The 3,077-nt window shown below is 58.4% G+C and carries 3 protein-coding genes; all 3 read right to left on the minus strand.

Features of this window, described 5'->3' with window-relative positions; all coding sequences use genetic code 11:
• Nucleotides 1-219 precede the first annotated feature (219 nt).
• Complete coding sequence (locus tag ACXAHD_RS31720) at nucleotides 220-666, minus strand: hypothetical protein (protein ID WP_475055095.1); 447 nt, start codon at nucleotides 664-666, stop codon at nucleotides 220-222.
• Nucleotides 667-1,200: 534 nt separating this feature from the next.
• Nucleotides 1,201-1,797 (minus strand): hypothetical protein, encoded by a 597-nt coding sequence (locus ACXAHD_RS31725; protein ID WP_475055097.1) that lies wholly within the window; start codon nucleotides 1,795-1,797, stop codon nucleotides 1,201-1,203.
• Nucleotides 1,787-3,077, minus strand: a 1,291-nt coding sequence (locus ACXAHD_RS31730; protein WP_475055099.1) for an RHS repeat-associated core domain-containing protein, incomplete at its 5' end; no start/stop codon positions are given. The genes ACXAHD_RS31725 and ACXAHD_RS31730, both read right to left, overlap by 11 nt.

Here is a 3,077-nt window from a genome sequence, read left to right on the forward strand (position 1 = left end):
GAGGTGCCCTCTCGAACCGAGCGATAGAAGCGTCAGAACTCCTATCCTTCCAGTTCAGAGGGCACTTTCTATAGCCGGGGTCCTGCCGGTCAAACCTTCATCGGTGGATCGAGGCTCAGGCATACACACTCACCACCCACCGAACCACGACTTACCACCGTTTGAACGAACCACTCCACCGCAGCCACGGTTGATCGGCATCTATCGATATTTGCGAGGTCACGCGTCCCAACGGTCGGCTTGTGCATCACAGAGAACGCCGACCCTGAGAACGGCCAGGGAACCGTCCAACACACCCGCACGCTGTTCGGATGTCAACCGGTCACCGCCGGCATACTCCACGGTGGGTGGGTCCATCCGGTGCAGCCACACCGAGCAGTCACCCGTGTCATCCGCATGCCCTCGGCCGTCGGCTATGTATTTGAAGGATCCAAACGACTGGTCATCCGGACTGACCGACAGGACCAACCCAGGACCGGACACCGCATCAATAATGGCGACTGCTGCCGGACCGACATACACTCCACTGGCACCATCTGAGTATCCCTCACGAGTCAACTCGAAACCAGCCACCGAAATCATGCCCTGATAATTGATAGACTCGTTGGTCGAAGCTCCACAGGCAGCAGCTCCAACGACCAGTACCAGAGTAAGCAGGACGGTCAACAAGCGCCTCAATGTCAGCAACTGAAGACACCTGACCCGCAAATCAGCTGGTCCGATGTCTGCATGTATCGGCCTATCGATGCGGCATACGTAGATCCCATTGGACCGAAGCCCCCTCTCAGACGAGCCTCATCGTAGTTATCCGTTCCGATGACATATATGCCCCCGGCGACTTGTTGAGGGGTCCACGTGAGACAGGGTTAGACCAGGGCCAGAAAACGAATCAACGATGTCGGCCGCCGCCGGACCGAAATACACCAGTAGCACTATCCGGGTACCCCTCATGAGTCAGCTGGAATCTCGTCACCGAAATCATGCGCCGTATTCGACAGACTCATTGGTCGACCCCCGCAGGCAGCAACTCCAGCAACCAGTAGCAGGGTCAGCAAAATGACGTGCGGACTCGTGGCCCACTTGCACCAGCGCACACCACAGGACCAAATCCCGCTCCCACCACGTCACCAGGGCGTGTCGTTTATTTACACATCCTCGACATCGTGCCGCTTAGCCCACGTCGCGCTTCACATCAACGAGTCACCCGCCATGGAAGGCGTACACATATGCCCGAGCATTCTTGGAGTTCGGCACATGTTGAACAAGCGCGTCCACGGTATACAGCTCTTCGTTGCCCACGCCAAACTCTTGAAAGCGCTCACTTTCGCCGATACCCCATCCCATTTGGCTAACGATTTCACGATCCATCCAAAACTCTCGGGCAAGAGGACGCTCCGCCTCGTTCCCACCGAATGAGCTCGCCTGAAACAGGTCTCGCAAATTGTTCGCCTGAAGAAATCCGTTCATACAGTCGACCGACGACTCCAGTTTCAAGTAGACCCTGTAGTAGTAGCCGAATCCGTCATCAACCAACGCGTACCTCAGGTCATCCTGCATACACTTTGGAATCGTAAGCCCAGCTCGCCGCAGGCCCTCATCCAACGACAGGTCTCCACTGTCAACATCGTATGCTCGCGGATCCGGCGCGGGCCGGTCCTGGTCGGTGCATCCACCGCCAACAACTACGGCGAGCAGAGTCCATACCCCGACCACGATCAGCCGTTTGAAAGCCTTCCCCTTGCGCATGGTGCAATTGACCTCTCGTGGAATCCGGGCGTCCGACTTGCTACCAGGCATGATACCTGCTCGTGCCCACCACCGCGAACTCGCGGGCCAGCCCAAAACCGGCAGCGTCGGCGGGGCCACTGAAAGGAACTCCCCGCAATTTCTCTCTTCTGTCGAAATTCCAAGACTTATATGCGGTCACACTGTAGCTACCGGAGGTTTTGGTATTTCCGTTGGCGTCTCGGGTAACCGCGACGGAACCTCTCACCTGATACGTCATCCCACGGTAGGCAAAAAACTCCGACTCGCTTCTACCCTGCTCGAATTCCATTGCGGTCCATCCACTATCGAAAGTATAATTACAGACTGGACCATTACACATTTCGACAGCACGGTCACCAACAAGACCCAGGGTCTTTCCAACCGCCGCACCAAATTCTGGCGTCTTCAACAAACGATCGACATCGACCAGATAATCACCTCCGGTCGCACCCATGTAGTGTTCCATGAGATCGCAGGCGAGACCGTTGTCCATTCCAGCCAACCCTGACATGCAGGACAGGATCCACCAGCCTTCGAGTCCGACTTCCGCGTTGGTGAGTTGGTTGCAGCGAGCGCTGTACCAGAAGTCGCAGTATTTTGGCGGGTCACCGAGGGACATGAAGGGAACGTTGGTGTCGTCGGCCGGGCACGGGTAGGAGCCGTTGATTGAGCCGCGGATAGCGGCACTTCCACTCTGGCAGGAGAGGGTGGTGTTTTTGGGGCAAGCCGTGCCGACGCATCCGCGGTCCTGGTTTTTTGTCGTCCATTTTTCGCCGACCTGGGTGACCTTTTCGCCCGTACTGGCGAAGTGCTGTTCGTCTCCCTGTGTGGTATTGGTGATGAGGGGTTTGAGGCCGTCGGGGTCGCTCATGGTGATGGGGTTGTTGTTGGCGTAGGAGTAGCCGTTCCATTGTTGGGGGTCGCCCATGTCCTGGATGGGGTCGACGCTGATGAACTGGCCGGTGGTGGGGTCGTAGTCGCGTGCGCCGAGGCGGGTGAGGCCGGTGGTGGTGTTTTCGGGTTTGCCGAGGAAGCCGCGGTTGTCGGGTGGGGTGGTGGCGGTGCCTCGTGGTGCGCCGTAGGGCGTGTACTGGCGCCAGGTCGGGGTCTGGGCTGTGTGGTTGAGGTAGAGGGTGGGTGTTCCTTGGCGGTCGGTGATGGCGAAGGTGTAGTTGGTGCCGGTGCCGGTGCGGATGCAGACGGTTCCGCCGGGGAGTGTGTAGTAGCGGGCGCCGGTGACGGCCTGGGTGGTGGTGTTGAGGGTGTGTTGCTGGCCGGGGAGGTAGAGGGTGGTGGTGCCGGGGTCCTTT

It is taken from the genome of Micromonospora sp. ABR4_055, assembly GCF_056160425.1.

Bases quoted from the DNA above. Each gene is read 5' to 3' on its own strand.
- ACXAHD_RS31725 (WP_475055097.1), bottom strand. From the start codon at position 1,797: ATGCCTGGTAGCAAGTCGGACGCCCGGATTCCACGAGAGGTCAATTGC.